This is a genomic window from Oceanobacillus picturae (genome assembly GCF_000612865.1).
In the GTDB taxonomy this organism is placed as follows: Bacteria; Bacillota; Bacilli; order Bacillales; family Amphibacillaceae; genus Oceanobacillus_B; species Oceanobacillus_B jordanicus.
In genome coordinates this window covers 1,908,704-1,925,624 of sequence record NZ_CCAX010000001.1, presented here as the reverse complement: position 1 = coordinate 1,925,624, position 16,921 = coordinate 1,908,704, and the positions used below count along the sequence as shown (strand labels likewise).

15 protein-coding genes are annotated in these 16,921 nt (G+C 39.6%); 6 read left to right on the top strand and 9 right to left on the bottom strand.

The genetic code is table 11. The features are described 5' to 3' along the window. Positions 1-21 precede the first annotated feature (21 nt). The 6 genes from BN988_RS09690 (at position 22) to BN988_RS18345 (ending at position 5,598) form a co-directional block, all read left to right on the top strand. Complete coding sequence (locus tag BN988_RS09690; protein WP_036575661.1) at positions 22-2,124, top strand: BglG family transcription antiterminator; 2,103 nt, start codon at positions 22-24, stop codon at positions 2,122-2,124. Beyond that, complete coding sequence (locus tag BN988_RS09685) at positions 2,114-2,563, top strand: PTS sugar transporter subunit IIA (protein ID WP_036575659.1); 450 nt, start codon at positions 2,114-2,116, stop codon at positions 2,561-2,563. Before BN988_RS09690 ends, BN988_RS09685 begins: the two co-directional genes overlap by 11 nt. A gap of 57 nt (positions 2,564-2,620) precedes the next feature. Beyond that, positions 2,621-3,976: a PTS galactitol transporter subunit IIC gene (locus tag BN988_RS09680; RefSeq protein WP_036575657.1), complete on the top strand. Its 1,356-nt coding sequence runs from the start codon at positions 2,621-2,623 to the stop codon at positions 3,974-3,976. Further along, positions 3,977-4,630: an L-ribulose-5-phosphate 4-epimerase gene (locus tag BN988_RS09675; protein ID WP_036575655.1), complete on the top strand. Its 654-nt coding sequence runs from the start codon at positions 3,977-3,979 to the stop codon at positions 4,628-4,630. It abuts the gene before it with no gap. 16 nt (positions 4,631-4,646) lie between these two features. After that, positions 4,647-4,934 carry a PTS sugar transporter subunit IIB gene (locus BN988_RS09670; protein ID WP_036575653.1) on the top strand — a complete coding sequence of 96 codons (288 nt, stop codon included), beginning with the start codon at positions 4,647-4,649 and terminating at the stop codon, positions 4,932-4,934. Positions 4,935-5,187: 253 nt separating this feature from the next. Continuing rightward, positions 5,188-5,598, top strand: coding sequence for a DUF4064 domain-containing protein (locus tag BN988_RS18345; protein ID WP_051557788.1), 411 nt, complete (start codon positions 5,188-5,190; stop codon positions 5,596-5,598). A 40-nt stretch (positions 5,599-5,638) separates the two neighbouring features. On the opposite strand, the gene BN988_RS09660 is transcribed toward BN988_RS18345, so the two are convergent. The 9 genes from BN988_RS09660 to BN988_RS09620 all read right to left on the bottom strand — a co-directional run bounded on the left by BN988_RS09660 (position 5,639) and on the right by BN988_RS09620 (position 16,896). Beyond that, entirely contained in the window at positions 5,639-6,124 is a 486-nt protein-coding gene (locus BN988_RS09660; RefSeq protein ID WP_036575651.1) for a hypothetical protein, read from the bottom strand. Continuing rightward, positions 6,124-6,915 carry a DUF3100 domain-containing protein gene (locus BN988_RS09655; protein WP_036575648.1) on the bottom strand — a complete coding sequence of 264 codons (792 nt, stop codon included), beginning with the start codon at positions 6,913-6,915 and terminating at the stop codon, positions 6,124-6,126. Before BN988_RS09655 ends, BN988_RS09660 begins: the two co-directional genes overlap by 1 nt. 113 nt (positions 6,916-7,028) lie before the next feature. Further along, positions 7,029-8,282 carry a M20/M25/M40 family metallo-hydrolase gene (locus BN988_RS09650; protein ID WP_036575646.1) on the bottom strand — a complete coding sequence of 418 codons (1,254 nt, stop codon included), beginning with the start codon at positions 8,280-8,282 and terminating at the stop codon, positions 7,029-7,031. A 170-nt stretch (positions 8,283-8,452) separates the two neighbouring features. After that, on the bottom strand, positions 8,453-10,243 hold the full coding sequence (locus BN988_RS09645) for a cation:proton antiporter (RefSeq protein ID WP_036575644.1): 1,791 nt from the start codon (positions 10,241-10,243) through the stop codon (positions 8,453-8,455). A gap of 514 nt (positions 10,244-10,757) precedes the next feature. Continuing rightward, entirely contained in the window at positions 10,758-11,807 is a 1,050-nt protein-coding gene (locus tag BN988_RS09640) for a 2,3-butanediol dehydrogenase (RefSeq protein ID WP_036575642.1), read from the bottom strand. Positions 11,808-12,031: 224 nt separating this feature from the next. Further along, a complete protein-coding gene (locus BN988_RS09635; RefSeq protein WP_036575641.1) occupies positions 12,032-12,337 on the bottom strand; it encodes a hypothetical protein in 306 nt (101 codons plus the stop codon). Positions 12,338-12,749: 412 nt separating this feature from the next. Next, positions 12,750-13,286 carry a hypothetical protein gene (locus BN988_RS09630; protein WP_036575638.1) on the bottom strand — a complete coding sequence of 179 codons (537 nt, stop codon included), beginning with the start codon at positions 13,284-13,286 and terminating at the stop codon, positions 12,750-12,752. 345 nt (positions 13,287-13,631) lie between these two features. Beyond that, positions 13,632-15,275: an amidohydrolase gene (locus BN988_RS09625; RefSeq protein ID WP_315970416.1), complete on the bottom strand. Its 1,644-nt coding sequence runs from the start codon at positions 15,273-15,275 to the stop codon at positions 13,632-13,634. Positions 15,276-15,444: 169 nt separating this feature from the next. After that, positions 15,445-16,896: a sodium:solute symporter family protein gene (locus BN988_RS09620; RefSeq protein WP_036575633.1), complete on the bottom strand. Its 1,452-nt coding sequence runs from the start codon at positions 16,894-16,896 to the stop codon at positions 15,445-15,447. Positions 16,897-16,921 lie beyond the last annotated feature (25 nt).

Genomic DNA, 16,921 nt, shown 5'->3' with positions numbered 1-16,921 from the left:
AATAGCGAAGGAGGTAACAACATGTATCTGGATAAAAGAAGCTTTGAATTGCTTGAGGAGTTAATCGTAAACCCAAAGATTACGAGTAAAGAAATGGAGATTAGAAAGCAATTATCCAGAAGACAGATTAAGTATAGCTTTGAAAAGATTAATAACTGGCTTCAAGGCAATAACTATCCAAAAATTAAACGACTTAATAATGGCAACTTTATCGTGGATGCAACGTTAAATGAAATTATTACACAGAAAAATGAATTGGACACAAGTAGTTACATCCCCTCGGAAAATGAAAGAGTATTACTTCTCTTATTCATTATGATGTCTCAGAAGAACTTATCTTTATTCCATTTTACACATGCACTTAAGGTTAGTAATGTTACAGTCTTAAACGATATGAAAGAAGCCCAAAGAAAAGTAAAACAATACCAGCTTAAAATCCATTACAGTCGTAGCGGTGGTTATGTGCTGAAAGGAAATGAATGGCATATAAGAAACTTACTACACGATAGTGTACAAGAAATGACACTTATGTATAGTGGACTTTCTCTCGTACAGGATTTCACCCTGATACCTATTAACGAAATAAATAATATCTCGATGCAATTAGAGAAGATTGAAGAAGTATTAAAAATAAAATTTACGGATGAAAAGTTTCAACTATTACCTTATTATTTAGGAATTATATTTAAGCGAATTGAGCAGGGATTTTTAATAGAAGTAGATTACCAAATTAAGTTTAAGGAATTATCGGGCACTAAAGAGTTTGAAGCAACAGAACTGCTGGTGGAAAACGACACGGGGCTCCCTGAAGTGGAAAGATTGTACATCACACTACAACTCTTATCAGCGAACATATTTTCAAGCGAGACTTTGGCGCAACTAGAGATACCGCAGTTGAAGAATGCCTTATTTGAGACGTTAAACAATGTAGAAAGACTTGCCTTTATTAAGTTAAAGAATAAGGAAATGCTTGTGAAAAGACTCATGTTACATTTAAAGCCTGCCTATTACAGAATGAAATATAACCTTACAAGTTATGCTAGCCCAGCACCATACATCGATGATTCCTACCTCGAACTAGATTCTATCGTCGAGCGCTCCTTAAAGCCGTTAGAAGAGTTTATAAAGAGCAAGATTCCTCAAAGGGAGAGACATTATATAACGATCTTTATTGGAGGACATCTGCTGGAAGCAAAGCAAATTCTCACAACAAGGAAAAAGGCCATTGTGCTATGTCAAAACGGTGTAACTGTATCTAAACTTCTGAGAAATACACTAACCAAGCTATTTCCTGAGTTTGATTTTTTTCCAACCATGTCTTTGAGGCAGTTTAATGAAATAGACCATTCAAGTGCTGAAATCATTTTTTCTCCTATCCCAGTAACAACAAACAAATACTTTTTTATCGTTAATCCATTGCTACAAGAAAGGGCAATGTGGAATTTGAGACAACGCGTTATGAAGAAAGTATTTGGTTATGACCACGACTTAATTAATGTAGATAAATTAATAGATGTTATTCAAAGCTCCACAGACATTTTAGATAAGAAACGTTTAAAGCAAGATCTGCAGAGCTATTTTCAACAGACTGATCATAATAACAGGAACATTATACATCCTCATACAGAAAGCCATCCTAACTTAAATGAACTACTAACACCAGAAATGATAGCCATTACGAATGAAGTTGAAAGCTGGAAAGATGCGATACAATTAGCTTCTATTCCCCTATTAAAAAACAATATGATCACGGAAAACTATGTGAACAAAATGATTGAGGCACATAATTATCATCACCCATATATGGTTCTTGGAGAGCACATGGCGATCCCACACGCAGAGCCAGAGGAGGGTGTAAACCGTCTAGGGATGAGTCTTTTGGTTATTAAAAAAGGCGTCCAGTTTTCTGAAAGATTAAAAATACACCTAGTCGTAGTTATTGCACCTACAGACACTGAAGAACATGTAAAAGCCATCTATCAACTGACAAATTTGTCTATGAATCAAGAATTACTAAAGGAAGTAATGTATACGAGTGATAAAAAGACCATTACCCAATTATTAGAAGAGCTAAGTCAGACTCATAGATTAGAGGTGAAAGAGGTAAGTGGATATGAAAATTAACCCAGAGCTTATTTACCCAAATATTGAATGCCAGACAAAAGAAGAAGTTTTGAAGTTTGTAGCGAATCAGTTAGTTAAAAGTGGCTATGTTACGGAGAAGTTTGTTGAAAGCATTCTTGAGAGAGAAGAGGTTTTTCCTACAGGATTGCCAACATTACCTTTCGGTGTCGCTATTCCACATACTGATGCGGATAAAGTTATGGAGCCTATAATAGCCTTCGCTTCATTAAAAAACCCCGTGAAATTTAAAGCGATGGGCAACTCTGGGGCGGACGTAGAGGTCAAGTTAATCTTTATGCTTGCTTTAGACAACCCAGAGGCACAGTTACAAACCTTACAACAACTAACAAGTATTTTTCAAAACGAAGAGATGGTGAAGAAACTGGCAGAGGTTAACAGTTCAGAGGAATTTACAAGTGTAATGCACGTTCATTATTAACAAGATTAGGTTTCGCAATAAGCTTCAAAATATAAAATGTACAAGGGAGGAAATACAATGGGAGTTTTGCAATGGTTTGTCGATCTTGGAGCAAGTGTTATGTTACCGATTATTATTTTCGTCTTTGCAATAGTCTTAGGTTCTAAGCCTGGAAAAGCATTTCGAGCAGGTCTTACGGTAGGGATTGGTTTTATAGGGCTAAATCTAGTCATTGGGTTATTGACAGATAGTTTAGGACCAGCAGCTCAATCCATGGTTGATAATTTTGGTTTCGCTCTAAATACGATCGATGTAGGTTGGCCTGCCGCGGCAGCTATTTCGTATGGTACAGCTCTTGGAAGCTTAGCCATTCCCATCGGGATCGCGACCAATGTCATTTTATTAACCTTTGGGTTAACCAAAACGTTAAATGTAGATGTGTGGGATTATTGGCACTGTGCTTTTACTGGCTCTCTTGTTTATGCATTAACAGGAGACTTTGCACTCGGATTATTTACGATCACTGTTCATTTACTACTCATTTTTTTCCTAGGAGATATTTTGGCAAAGCATATTGAGAAGTTTTATGGATTTAAGAATATTACCTTTCCACATGGCGCATCAGCACCATCCTTTCTAGTAGCACTTCCTTTTAATTGGGTGTTTGATAGAATACCAGGATTTAATAAATTAAAAGCAAATCCAGAAGCAATTCAAAAAAGAATGGGTATATTTGGAGACGCTACTGTAATGGGTGTGATGATTGGTATTGTCATTGGTATTTTAGCAGGATACAACGTTTCAGAGATTCTGCAATTATCTGTTCAAACTGGTGCCGTCATGATGCTAATGCCGAGAATGGTGGCTTTATTGATGGAAGGTCTTTCACCAGTGTCGGAAGCAGCAGGTAATTTTGTTAAGAAACGTTTTCCAGGGAGAGATCTCTATATCGGGATGGATAGTGCGCTATCTGTAGGCCACCCGGCAGTATTATCTGCCTCATTAATCATTGTCCCAGTTACTCTATTTCTAGCGGTGATTTTACCTGGTAATACGGTATTGCCTTTCGGTGATTTGGCTACCATTCCATTCTTGATTTGTTTAATGGTACCAGTATTTCAAGGCAATATTCTACGTACCGTAATTGCTGGTTCCTTTTATATCGCAGTAGGACTGTATATTGCTACATGGGTATCGCCACTCTTCACCGATTCCGCGATCGCCGCTAATTTTGATATGGGTAGTAATACTAGTATTTCTGCTTTGGTAGACGGGGCTGTCTGGACAACATTCTTGTTCGTTTGGCTACCAAAAGTATTTAGCTGGTTTGGAATAGGAGCATTGGGGCTTTTGCTACTGGCTGGACTCATTTACATTAATAAAATCAAACCTAAAAGGGAGATTCAAAATGCAGCAGAACAGGAGGTGAGCTAAATGTACGACAAGTTCAAAGAAGAAGTTTGTCATGCGAATAAAAGATTAAAAGAGAATAACTTAGTACGCTGGACTAGTGGCAATGTTAGTTACCGTTTACCAGAGACAGATCTAGTAATCATTAAGCCCAGTGGCGTTCATTTTGACGAATTAACTTTTGAAAGTATGGTAGTTGTAACGTTAGATGGTGAGGTTGTGGAAGGAGATTTAAAACCATCTGTAGATACGGAAAGTCATTTATATGTTTACAGACATCTCTCACATGTAAACAGTATTATTCATACACACTCCCCTTTTGCTACAAGCTTTGCCATAAGAGGAGAATCTATCCCGGCCTATACAACGACTGCAGCAAATGTGTTTGGAGAGAGTGTTCCATGTTCCGACTACGCAACCATTGGGGAGCATGAAATTGGAAAGGAAATCGTAAAGCATATTGGGAGTGGACCAGCCATTTTATTAAGAAACCATGGCGTTTTCACTGTAGGTTCATCAATAGAGAAAGCTCTGAAGGCTGCCGTTATTTTAGAGGAAGTAGCAGAGTATGCATATTACGCAACTTTACAAGAACCCAATATAAAACCACTACCAGAAGAGGTAGTAGCAGCCTGTTATGAATTCTACACAACTTCATATGGACAAAAATTAAAATAGGTGGAGGAGATTATGGATGAAAAAGTTATTAATTATGTGTGGTACCGGAATTGCAACTTCTACAGTGGTCACAGGGAAAGTTAGGGAATGGCTTAAAGAAAAGGGGTTAGAAAATGAAGTTTCTCTATATCAATCGAAATTAACGGATGAATTGAATCGTATTGATGACTATGACGTTGTGGTTTCTACCACGCTCGTTCCTGATAATATTAAGGATAAAGTGATTGATGGTGTGCCATTACTGACTGGTATAGGTACTGAAGAAATGTACGAAGAAGTTCTCAATGGATTAAATAAGGAATAAACTTTAAAACTCCCGTATTTTTTACGGGAGTTCTTTTTAGGTTGGAGGGAATAATGGGACTATATGAATTTGGGTAAGGTTATTCTTAAAAATCTGTGCTATCTGTTCCTGTTCGCTTTTTGAGTCTCGTGCCTGATCTGTATAGTAGGTCTTAGTTTAATCCTCACAAAAGTCGGGAATTTGAAACCAACGAAGGAAGTTTTCCGTATGAAACGTTAGATATAATATTAATTTCATGGAAGGAGGAGTATAGATGACGAATCGTATGATCGAAAGAATATTAGGTTCTGTTGGTATTGTTATGGATTTTCTGTTCGCGATACTAGGCACTATTCTCATAGTGGTAGTCAATCTAGGTATTGGCTGGTTCGGAGATTCCATTAATACTGTGGAATGGGGTTTTGTCTCTAACATACTTTATATCGTAAATAATTTATTTTGGCTCCCAGTGCTAAGCTGTGTTGTTAGTTTTATTTTAGGACTTATTGCTGTAGTAAAAGTGAAGCGTAATGCCAAGCTTGCCGGCGGATTATTTATCGCTTCCGCAGCCATTAGTAGTTGGCTCTTATTCACCGGAGTGGCGTTTCAGTCAATCTTATATTTGATTGCTGGAATTATGTGCTTTATTCGTAAAAATGAAGATGAGGCTGGCGTAAGAGTATAAAGAAAAATCCGCACCTTAATGGCGCGGATTTTTTCATGACTTAATTTCCCGATAGGAGAAGACCAAGCTGTGCAAGTAACGCACTACCAGCGTACGTTCCCGTAAAAACAAATACGGCAACAATCGCAACCTTCCATGATGTATTACGAAGGTCAACTAATCGATTAGCAACAGAGATCCCTGCAAAGGTAAGGATAGGCGTTGTAATGGAAAGAAAGTCTACAGCCTGGATAGCTTGTACAAAGAAATTTGAGAGCAAACAAAGAACAAGTGATGTAATGGATACCCAGCCGAGAATAGGGAAATCACGAATAAACTTGACTGGCGATTTTTGCATAAGATCTGAGATGACTATTCCTATCATGGAAAAGAGCCATAATACTGCGAGTCCGGCAATTGTCATTCCTGAAACAGGTGTAGATTCCGGATTTTTTAAAAGTTTTATTTCCTGAGTGAATAATATAAGGGCAACACTCAATAGAAGGATAAGACCGTATTTAGTATATTTGCGTAAAGCTGGACTCATTATTTGTCACCTCTAGTGAAAGTTTTATACATAAACCGCTGTAGTGGAGCGGCTAGGAATACCATCGTAAATGTTCCAAGGAAGCTGGTGAGTAGCTGACTAGCTGAAGCATATGCTAGGATTGTGCTTTCCATTTCTGGTATACGTGCGACCAATGTTGCAGAAGCAGCGCTCATCATACTACCTGAACCAACCCCTGAAGCCATTGCCAATGCTTCGACACGAAGGCCAAGATCAAGCATTATGGGTGCAAACACGCTAAAGAAAATAGCCCCAAACAATGTTCCAATAATGTAAATAGAAAGCACGCCACGGCCTTCCTTTGATTCCAATGTATATTTTTCCGAGATATAAGCAAGTTCTCCTTCACGTCCAATACCTAATGTGGCACCAATTGCTTCTCTCCGTAATCCGAGTAGCAGTGCAATTGGAAGACCAATCAGAACAGTTCCTAGGTTACCAATTTCTTGAATGATAAATACCCAGCCAACCTGAAGTATTTCTCTGATTTGTGGAGCGACATCTGCCCCGTATCTAGCCATCAGTGGCAGCATGATAAAGATGAGATATTTCCCCGCAAAACTAATGTTTCGATCACTGTATACTTTCTTCCAGATTCCTTTCCGGAAAATTTGTAGGCCGAGAACCATCGTAATAATAATGGCAAAAACTAGTGGCAATAACCCAATGTTGAAAGGGCCGATTGGAATGCTTTGGAAGCCTATCATCTCTGAAATGGTAATGACAGCCAAGATGAAAATAAGGAAATAAGAAAAGTTTTTTAACAACATATACCCCTCGATTCTGGAAAGTTCTTTTATTTAGATAGATTAGTAGAGTTCGTTATATGTCTCTTTTTAAGCCGAGCGAGACCCTGGCCAAGTCGAGCAACCCATAATAACGTTTACTCTATAATTCCGGCAATAAGTTTTTCGTACTCCGCGTAAGATTTTCGATAAAGTTTTTCTTTGTCTATATTACCGTCCATTTTTTCTAGTACATTCGCAAGGAAACGTGGGAACGTTTCATAAATGTATTCTGGATCCACATCAATAAAGTCGTCACCATGAATGGTTCCAGTGAAGCCACTATAGCCAATTTGAATACATGGCATCATATAAGAAAGGTCTCCGATATCTCCTGCAGCACTAATGAAGTTGTTGTTTAATAATTCTTCTATCTCGTTGGTTTCATCAAACGCTTCTTTTACAAAAGTAGATAAATATCTATCCTGTACAAATGGAAGGTAGCCCATTTGGGTATGTGTATTCACCTTGCCTTGAAGTGCCAGTGCACTTCCGTTTGCAGCGTCATCAAGCTTTAAAGCGGTCCTTTTCAAATAATCGACTGTCTTGGTCCTCAGATCTGTACCGACTGTAATCTGATTAGGGACAACATTTGTAGACATATCGGATTGCATAACAATTGGGTTAATCCGTACATGCTCGGCTTCGTCTAATTGCTGACGACCAAGCGCTACCGCTGTATTAAATAATGTCGACATGCTATAAGCATTTTTCGCGGAGAAAGGATCAAACCCGGCGTGTGTTGCTTTTCCTTCAAATGTATATTTTTTATAAAGGAATCCCGCCAGGTCGCAATTTACTTCAACTGTCCTTTTTTCAAATTCCCCGCCAATTGCGTGAACACAAATACCAAGATCGATATCATCAAAGACACCTAACTTCATTGCTTCAGGTTTTCCACCATAATGGGAAATCGTACCTTCTTTGATTAAACCGTCTCGGTAATCGAGATCAAGGTATTCTTCAGCCGGAACAAAGATAAAACTAATTTTGTTTGTTAATGTTGCTCCAGATTTATGAAGATGGCTATATAGTGCAAGGGCAATAGCGACCTGCGTATAGTGGCCACAATTATGTGCTGCACCCGAATTCTTATCAGCATACATATGACTAGGCGCATACACAGCATCAAGCTCCGCAATGAAAGCGATATGTGTGTCCCCGTTCGGGTTCCCCATGGTTGTTTTAAACCCAGTGGTACTGAACTCTTCAAAGTCAACGTACGGATTTACCTTTTTAAGATAATTCATTACCTTTTCTTTTGTCCGTGTCTCTTTGTAGCCTAGTTCAGGATGATAATAGATATCTTCTGCTATATCCTTAATTTCCTCGTATTGCTCTTTAAAAAGCATCACCAATACCTCCTAAATTTTTTTAACGTCCTAAAGTATGTTTTTATCTTAGCATTCGACAAATTTCGAGTCAATACCGAATTTTATTTATTTATTTTTACGTAATGTTCGTGTTTTGGCGAGAACCTATACAAAAAACGCCCGATTGCTAGGAAGCAATGGGCGTTACACTAGTTATTTTTTCTTTTCAATACAACAAGTTGCTCTCCCTTGCTCAGGTTTATTTTCTTACGCAAGGTCACGAGCTGGATCGTTTTGTTTTCTTTCTGAACAAAGAGAGGAGTAGATTCCTCCGGTATAGTGTCTTTGTCCAACTTACAATTTTCGTTAATTAAAATTGGCTTTATTTCATACGTTGTATTTATTTTTCGATTGAGTTCAGTGAAAATAGCATTCTCTTCGAATAGCAGGTGTGCTTTATGGGATGTATTTATTTCTTTTTTACCCATGCTACTTCCTGCTGGTAAGGAGAAGGTATTGTTAAAGCCGAATTCCGGTGCGAATGTTTGACTGACGAGTGCATTATAGGCCATGTCTCCAGTCATCGCTAGTATCGTTTCATATGGTGTAAGATCCACGTCGTATTGCGTATGCTCTGATAAAAGCTGGCCATGATAGATCGGGATGTCCTTATCGATAGCTGCCTGTAATCTTCCTCTAGAGGAATCACTAATTAAAACAGGAATACCAAGTTCTTTTATATATTTGGCAAAAGCTATGGAAAAGCTACTCGCTCCCACGATAAGAATGCCGGGTGGTGCATCATTCGCCAGACCAAGTGCTTTCGCCATAGGGCGTAAAGTGAAGCCATGGGCACAAACCGTGATGAAAACCAGGGCAAAGGTTAGGGTTGTTAACAAGGCTGCACCTTCATGCCCGTCCTCAAGTAAAATCGCGGCAAAATAGCCGGAAACGGTCAGTGCGACCACCCCTCTGGGAGCGACCCAACCAATTAGGGTTTTCTCCTGTTTCGTTAACTCTGTTCCAATGGTGGAGAGCCAGATAGATAATGGACGAACGATAAAGAGCATCACGAGTACGAACCCGATAATTGGCCAAGTAAAGATCTCCGCAATCGTTTCCCGAGAAAGAGATGCTGTTAGTAAAATGAAAATCGTGGAGGTTAAAAGCACCGAAATGTTCTCCACAAAATGATTTACATTGCCAATCGACGAAAGATACCGCTTCGTGCGGGCAAGCGTGAGTCCCATGACCGTTACAGCAAGCATTCCCGTTTCATGCATAATGACCTCAGCCACGGTAAAGCAAAGTAACACAAAGGCTAAAATGATTGGTGATTTAAGATATTCAGGAAAAACCCCTTTGCTTACCATAAAACTTACCAATAAGCCAACACCTAGCCCTAATAAAATGGCGATAAAGGCGCTGAAGAAGAATGTAAGCATATAATCTGCATGCAAGCCTTCTGTGTTGATGACTTTAATTACTTCATAAGCAAATAGAGCAAGTAATGGGCCGAATGGGTCGACAATAATTCCTTCCCATTTAAAAACAGCAGCAATCCGCGGACTTAGCTTAGCATTCCGTAACAGGGGAATAATCACAGTTGGACCTGTAACAACAAATAACCCACCAATGATAAAGGAGATTTCCAAGCTGAGACCTGCTATGTAATGCGCTGCGAGTGCGCCGAAGATCCAGGCAATAATGGCACCTATTGTAACAATACGAAATACAGATTTGGAAACACCCTTTATTTCTCTAACATCAAGCGTTGAGCTTCCCTCGAATAGGACAATGGCTACGGCAAGCGAGATAAGCGGGCTATATAGTTCACCTAATGCCTCCTGGGGATTAAATAACCCAAAGACAGGACCGAGCAATAAGCCGGCTATCGACATAATTACAATCGATGGCCATTGTATCCGCCAAGCGAGCCATTGTGAAAAAATACCAACGACAAGGATAACGACCATACTGATTAACACAACATTTTCCATGCGAGCACCTTCTAATCATTATATAATGGTATTCATTTTACCAATTTTGCCAGAGTTTGTCGCTATTTAGAAGTTTAGCGGGGAGGAGCTAGTATAGGTGACGCTTGAATTGCCTGAAGTGGCGCATCCTCAAGTCCTAGAGACGCGATAGCCATTGGAAGAGACGCAACACCAGCTCAAAGCGACGCGAGACAGCCAGAAGAGACGCCAAGCCAAGTTAAGCTGACGCAGGAAGTCCCCGAAGTGAAGCAGTATTAGAAGAAATGCAACTACCTTTTTAATGAAAAACAACAAATAGCCTGTCATGATTAACGTGTCCCCATGTGAAGATATTCGGTTTAATCACTATAGTAACTAGGTGACGAAACTTTATTTGATGATAAGGTTGTCGTTGAAGCTATTTTATATGTTTCGTTGTTTCCACTTGCTGTTGCAAGGTTAGTGTGCCTTGTCACTAGCAAAATGAAAAAGCATACGAGCAACCACTCGCATGCCTTCTATATTAAAGAGGTAATTATTTTTCTCCACTTAACTCCACAAGAATTTTCGCTTGAGACTTATCATTGGATAATGCCTCAAATCCTTTTTCTACAATATCATCAAGCTTGATATTATCTGTAATGACGCCTTGTGGCTTAAGCTGTCCAGAGGCCATTAAATCGATGGTCTTCTGGAAAGTAGATGGTGCATATGCTGCAGATGAGGTGACGCGCACTCCCTTAGCAGTTAGCTGAAATGGATTCCATTTGATAGGTTTAGAGAAGATAGACACGATTACCATCATGCCACGTGGCTTTGTTGCTTCTATAGATTGTTGGAAAGTAGCTTCTACGCCAGCCACTTCAAAGGATACATCCACGCCTTCTGGTTCGATCTCAAGAATACCTTTGACTGGATCTGTTTCACCGGAATTAATGCAGTGGGTTGCACCAAGTTCTTTTGCTTTTTCTAAACGAGTCTCAGATAAATCAAGTGCGATGATGTTAGTAGCTCCTGCTGCTCTGGCAGCAATAATGGTGAGCAAACCGATCGGGCCAGCACCAAACACGGCAACTGTATCGCCGAAGGACATTTCACTTTCTTTAACAGCCTGTACTGCAACTGCTGTAGGCTCTGTGATCGCACCATCTTGTAAAGTTAATGAATCTGGTAAATGGTAAACGTTTGTTGCTGGTACATTGGCGTAGTCTGTAAAACCGCCGTCTGTATGAAGTCCTATAAATGCAAATCCGTCATATATATCCATACCTTCTTCTTTATTTCCATATGTTAATGTAGGATTAACAGCTACCCGATCTCCAGCCTTAAACTCTGTTACATTTTTCCCAACTTCTTCTACAACACCAGCAAATTCATGGCCGAATGTGAAAGGGGCTTTGTCTCCAGTGAGCGGCTCTTCCTCTTCAACTGGGACGGTAATCGGTCCATGTTCATATTCATGTAGGTCACTCCCACAAATGCCAGCCCAGGCAACTTTTACTTTTACTTCTGTATCTTTTAATTCTCTCAATTCACGGTCTTCAATTCGCATATCTTTTTTTCCATACCACACTGCTGCTTTCATTAAAGTGACCTCCTAGGAAGAAATTTTTTTATAATTCGGTACTATTGTACTATACCTGTTCTACTAGAAAGTTAAACAACTTGTGAAGTTGTTCGCCAATTAATCATCTAAATGGTTCGTCTAGGTTAAAGGATCCAGCAGTCCATTGGGTTCGGGGGAGGGAAAAACGTGAACCATAACGTTTGTAGGAGTATGTGTGAAAATAGTTGGGAATGAAATATTAGTTATCCCCACCACATAGCCAAAACAATAAAAGACCAGCTATACGTCAATAACCCTATAATGCCGAATATAACAAAATAGGCTTCCATTCTATCCTTTTCAATTCTCTGTTTTTTAAACTGGATGTAGGTGAAAACAAAGCTACTTAAATATAGAAGTAGACTTATTATAGTGGTGCCGGTTAAATAGTATATCGGATATGATTTAAAAATGTAGTCATCCAAAAAATAAGCTATACTTTGTGCACAAAATCCTGTGATGATTGCTACACCAAACATTACTAAAATACTTGCATCTGCCTTCGTCATGGACGGCGCTCCTTTTCCCACTAACTTTTAATTTTATATTAGCATAAATTTCCATAAGGTTTTCAGCTAGATAGCATTTAGGTTGAAAAATGCAGTTTGGGACTGTTTTTTTATAGGCATGAGCTTTTCCGCTAATCTGAAGATGATATCACCGGGTTACCTTTAAAGGTAGTTTATTCTGAATACGATACTTAAAAACATATACAAACTACATCAATTTTTATATTTAGTTAAAACTAAAGGGAAAGAGCAAGGAGGGATAATCGATGGCAAAAGGAAAAACAAAAACGAAGAACAAGAGCAAGGAAGAAATTAATGATATGAAAAATGACAATAAATACAAGCGAAATCGACCACCAGGTAATTAATTAAACCCCCAGCAATTGTAGCAATTGCTGGGGGGGCAACATTATTATTTAAAAAGGTTTGCCATATATTGTTTTTTTGTTTTATAATCTTCCGTCTGTGTTATTTGTTTCTGTAGCATGCCGATTTCTTCTTTAAGTTGATTAATTTCCATTTGCTGTTCTTTGATTGTAATAAAATGCTCTTCGTAAGCATCCTGTTTTTCTACTAATTTCTGCAACATATGCTCATGTGCTGCCACACGCGATATGGTTGTCCCGATATTGCGCATAAATGCAGCAATATTAGCAGTATCGTGGCTAATTTTTTGTTCCCATTCTATATAAACGTCGGTTTGTGGATTGTCTACACGCATTGGAAAACTTCTCCCTGCAAGCTGTTTTGTGATGGTTGTCGTTCCCATATTCTGAAATTTACACTTTTTTATAAAACGCATCACGTCAATTGCTTCAGTGAGGAAGTAGATTGTATCATCTTGTTGGGTTTTTGGAATATACATCGAGAACTCCTTCATCCAATGTTCCCCTGTTTGCTGGGGGATTCCAACGATATGACAAAGTCCTTGAAAGCTTAGTAATTCCATTCTTTTCACCATCTTTCACTGTTTTATCTCGCCTTTACTGACTGTAAGAACTCTAACTTTAAGAGGGATCAACTGCTAATAAAGGTCCGATTCGTTTAACTAACAATCAGTGGGTAAAGAACGTACACCCTCACTGATTGAAGTTTCACTTTATGCGTGTGGTCTTACTATAGGCAAAATAGTAGGAACGTGAATGGCATAAATGTGGAAAAAGTATGGGATTTTCCCAATACATTATAGGTGGAGGATGAAGTTAGAAGAAGCGATGTAGGAGGGAGCTCAAAACAAATTTTCACACATAGAAAAACCTCCGCATAGGTAGCGGAGGCTTCTCCTTGTAGCCTGTTATTCTTCTTTTTGGTAAACGCGTTCGCCACCAATAAAGGTTTCCAAGACCGTAATATCTTTTATCGCCATCTTATCAACGGCAGTTGGATCTTGATCTAGTATTGCAAAGTCTGCAAGTTTCCCTGCTTCCAGGCTACCTGAATTTGTTTCATCTGCATTAAGCTTCGATCCATCAATTGTCATGGTTTGTAAAGCTTTTTCCACACTAATACACTGATCTTCTCCGAGGATTTCTCCGTCCATTGTTTGGCGGTTTACGGCAGCCCAAATGGAAAACAGAGGGGAGATAGGTGTAATCGGGCAATCCGAATGCAAGGTGTACAAAATATCTCGTTCTGAAGCATCGGCAAGTGGATTTATCCGAGCTGTTCGCTCTGGCCCGAGAAAATATTTTTTATGGCGATCTGCCCAGTAATAAACATGATTAATAAAGAATGAACCTGCAACATCCATTTCCTTCATTCTGTCCAAGTCAGTGGGTAAAGCTGTTTGCAAATGCTCAATTCGATGTAGGTGATGAGCACGAGGATTCTTATTTAATACAAACGAATAAGCATTCAATATGGATTCAATTGCCTTGTCTCCATTTCCGTGTATCGTAAGTCGGAAACCACGGTTGTGTAAATCAAGTAGTTCTTTTTCAAAATCTTCTTGGTCACGCAACAACTCCCCGTATTCCTCTGGTTTTGTGTAATACGGCTCACGTAAAGCAGCAGTAAATCCTTGAATAGATCCGTCTTGGAAAAGCTTCGCGCTATCTAATACCGCGCGCCCTTCCGTTGCAGCTTGGATTTCTTTATTAAGTGTTTCAGCATTTTTTTCCTTAAACGCGCCACTTAGTAAATGATGTAAGACCATTAAACGCATACGCAATGGGTGCTTGGCTTCTTTAACTGCTTTTAGATGTGCCTCATATTCAGCCATCCCAAGGTCAAGTCCAACGCCGGCATCTGAGCATGTCGTTATCCCTTCAGCTAGGTAATCTTTTGCTCCTTCACCAAGCAGGTCAGCCATGTCAGAAATAGATGGGGTAGGGATTGCCGCCTGGACTGGCTCCAAGGCAGGCAACTCATAAAGTACGCCATCTAACTTTCCATCTTCGTCTTTTCCAAAGTGTCCGCCCTTTGGATTCTTTGTATCATCTGTCAGGCCTGCTAATTCTAAAGCCTTTGAGTTAGCTACAGCAAAGTGAACCGATGTGTGGCGAATAAAAATCGGTACTTCTGTGGAAACTTGATCTAATTCTTTGCGAGTAGGATGTCGGTTTTCCTTAAGTAATGTGTTATCATACCCCCAGCCAAGCACCCATTCATCTTCATTCACTTTTTCCAGCTGAGCCCTTAATTTTTCTAATATGTCGCTAATGCTTTGATTCAATGGGGAGCTGCAATTAGCTTGATCTCGAAATTGTGAATACATAAGCAGGTGACTATGCGTGTCAACGAAGCCAGGCACAACTGTTTTTCCTTTTAAATCGATAACTTGACTTGTGTCAATAGTTCCTAGTAGCGCTTCTGGCGGCTCAGCAGTTTCCCAAACCTGATCTACTCGTCCATCTTTTACAGTTAGTGAACCAGCACGTGAAAAATTTTCATCCATTGTGAGGATTGTTGCATTTTTAATTACTAAATCAATTGTCATCATTGTGTTCTCCTTTATCCCGACTAAACTGGCAGTAAAGGCTCCACTTTAAGAATGTGGAAAACAATCCAGTATTATAAATGGAGGATCAATTGCCAGTAAAGGTCCGATTTGTTCAACTAACATCTGGTGGGGAGGTAAGGAACCCCCACCAGAAAAAGTTTCACTTTTATGTTGTGGATTCCTTTGTTGTCTCTGTTGTGGCAGTTGCTGAATCTAGATCCTCCCAATAAACTGCGCGGACTTGTTCTGTTTTGTCATGGCTCGTAAGTAGGCTAACGATGACTAATGTCAGAATAGATATGGCAAAGCCGAATATGGTATGGTCGATGGTCAGATTAAGATAGGGCCAGCTTAATGTTGCAATTAAAGCGAGAATCATACTCCAAATCATTCCATGCTTCGTCACTTTCTTCCAGAACATGACGGCAAGGAATGGGAATACAAGCACGGTCGCGGAGAGTCTTAGTGCCCATTGATAGGCCGTTTCGATATTTGTGACAAAATATGCTGCTACCATACCGAGAATTGAAATGATCACAACGGAAAGCCTTGCCGAAAACATCAACTGCTTATTCGTGGCATTTGGTTTAATCAGCCGCTGGAATAAATCTCTTGTCAGGTTAGAGCTTCCTTGTAAAATAAAGGATGTTGCCCCAGTCATTAAGGCAGCCATTAATCCGATAAACACAATTCCACCAACTGCAGGTGGCAGCAGTTCCGCCGTTACATAGGAAAAGATCAGGTCTGCATCCATGTCGGTTGGCACGTATTGACGCGCAATGACGCCGATGGAATAAGGGAGAATTGAGATTGCCCCTGCAATAACAAACCCTGTAATACCAGCTCTTTTTGCAACCTTCTCACTTTTTGAAGCAAAAATTCGTTGCCAGGTGGATTGCCAAACGAGATAAAACGGACCTACAGATAAAGCGTAAAGCAGGACACTACCTAAGCCTTCTGCACCTAATGGTGAAATATAATCGATTGGTGTGTTAGCAAGGATTTCTTGAAAACCACCGGCATATATAACACTGGATACAGCAAGGACAATGATCCCAATGATCACAATGACTGATTGCAGTGCATCTGTAATAATCGTCGCTGGTAAGCCGCCCAAAATGGTAAAGCAAACGATTAAGACAAAGGAAATCGCAATCCCTGTATTTAGCTCCACTCCAAGCGTAATTTTAAAAATCGTGGACATCCCAACCATTTGCAGGGCAAGTGTTGGAACGGAATAAATAAATGCTGAAAGAATAGATGGGATAATGCCTGATTTACCGCCGAAACGCTCGCCAAATAAATCAGCCAATGTATAGAGGCGTTGCCGTCTTAATGGACCGGCAAAAGCAACAATAAGTAGCAAGCAGAATAAAATTCCTGGAAGTGCAAATTTGAAGAATCCGGAAAGTCCTACGGTAAAGCCCATGCCCACCCAACCAATAAAAACAGCTGCACCACACCATGTGCTTATAATAGTTCCGACTATTGGCCAAAATCCGGTGTTCCAGCCGCCGATTAGGTAGTCATCATAAGTTTTCACCTTAAAGAAATAGTAAACCCCCATAGAAAACATTAAAATAAAATAGATTACAATATAGCTTAAATACCAAGTCATGTAAGTTAATCCCCTCAAAATTTTT